The sequence below is a fragment of the Streptomyces tateyamensis genome (assembly GCF_003205575.1).
Taxonomy (GTDB): Bacteria; Actinomycetota; Actinomycetes; order Streptomycetales; family Streptomycetaceae; genus Kitasatospora; species Kitasatospora tateyamensis.
Map to the genome: position 1 here is coordinate 1 of NZ_PYBW01000072.1, position 1,588 is coordinate 1,588.

Annotated in this window: 1 protein-coding gene; it reads right to left on the minus strand. The window is 70.3% G+C overall.

Annotation, left to right across the window (positions count from 1 at the left end; genetic code table 11):
• Positions 1 to 55: 55 nt before the first annotated feature.
• The gene (gene tnpC / locus C7C46_RS19980) at positions 56 to 1,465 is read right to left on the minus strand and encodes an IS66 family transposase (protein ID WP_181442429.1); all 1,410 of its coding nucleotides are present in this window, start codon (positions 1,463 to 1,465) and stop codon (positions 56 to 58) included.
• Between the last annotated feature and the right edge of the window lie 123 nt (positions 1,466 to 1,588).

Below are 1,588 nucleotides of genomic sequence, written 5' to 3' on the forward strand. Positions count from 1 at the left end.
GTATGCATTCAGAAGGAATGCGGCCTGATTTCTGACGCTGTGTAATATCCGCTGGTCAGGCGGGCAGGGCGATGGGTGGCATCCAGAGGTTGCCGGTGAAGGCGCGTCGGATGGCGTCGAAGGCGTTCAGGCCGTGCTTGCGGGCGGAGTCCAGGTAGGAGCGCACGGCGAGCCAGGCCGCCGCGCCCGCCTCGGACTGGTGGCAGCCGGAGATCTTCACCTGTGTCTTCACCGGCCGCAGGGCTCTCTCGGCGCTGTTGTTGGTCATGGGCGTGAAGTTCGGGTGGTCGGCGAATCTGAGGACGTCGTGGGCGTGGTCGCGCAGGCGTTCCAGGAGGTTGCGGCTCGGGCTCTGCTTGCGGCCGGGCGCGCGGGGGTGCAGGGCCAGGCCGGCGGCGACGCCCCGGTGGTAGTGGTCGAGGTAGAACAGCAGCGAGTCGGGGGCGATCTCGGCGATCTGCCCGGCCCGCACCCGCACCGCCTGCTTGTTGAGGCCGGACAGGGTCCAGCGGATCTGCTGGTGCCATTTCTGCTTCGGGTGGTCCTGTTCGGCGGCGGTCAACTCCCGTACCAGGTGCGCTCCGCAGAGCTGGTGCTCGGCATCGGGGTAACCCGAGTACAGCGACAGCGAGTCGTGCACCAGCGTGCCCCGGAAGCCCGGCAGGACGCCGAGGGAGTTGGCTCCCTCGCGCGAGCGCGGGGCGAGTGCGAGCAGGGTGAGGTGTTCGGTGCAGGCCACGTGTAGCCAGCGTCGTTTGGCGCCGATGCGGGTGGTCGTCTCGTCCGCGTGGAGAACGTGGCCGAGTACCAGCAGGGCCCGGATGAGGTTCAGGCAGTCGGCGACGAGGTCGGCGGCCTCGGCCAGGACACCGCAGGTCCAGCCGGTGGAGACGTTCGCGCCGGTGATGTCCGCGATCAGCTGGGTGGCCCGCTCGACGGGGACGTGCTGGAACACCAGCAAGTACACGGCGAGTGCGCGCAGGTTGGGCCCGTAGGACGCGGGGGCACCCGCCAGTTGCTCGGGCGCGGGGGCGGTGGTGGTGTGTCCGCAGTCGCAGCGGACCTTGTGGAGCCGGTGCTCGGTGACCTGCACCGTGACCAGCGGGATGTCGTGGACCTGGCGCCGGGCGAAGCCGGCCGACTCGGCGCCCGCGAGCCTCTCGCCGCAGCCCCCGCACGCCTTCGGCCGGTGGTCCTCGACCCGGTCGGGCCGCTCCACCATGCCCAGGCCCGCCCCGGGAGCACCCGGCTGCCGGCCCCGCTTACGAGCGGCCTTCGGCCTCGGATTCTCCGCCGGGCGTCCGAAGGCGTCCGAGGACGGGGGCTTCGAGGAGTTGCCGCTGTCACGGCTCAACCGTCGCTCCAGCTCAGCCACCCGCGCGGTCAGCCTCGCGTTCTGCTCCTCCAGCTGGGCACACCGCTCGACCAGCGCCGAGTTCTGCTCACGCAGCAGCCCGATCAGCACGAGAAGATCCTCACGCGACACGACGGGCTCAGCAGCGGACACGACCACACATCGTGCCGGACCCACGACCCACCTGTCACATCGTCAGGACGCCACACCCGCCCGGACCTCGTGAATGCTTAC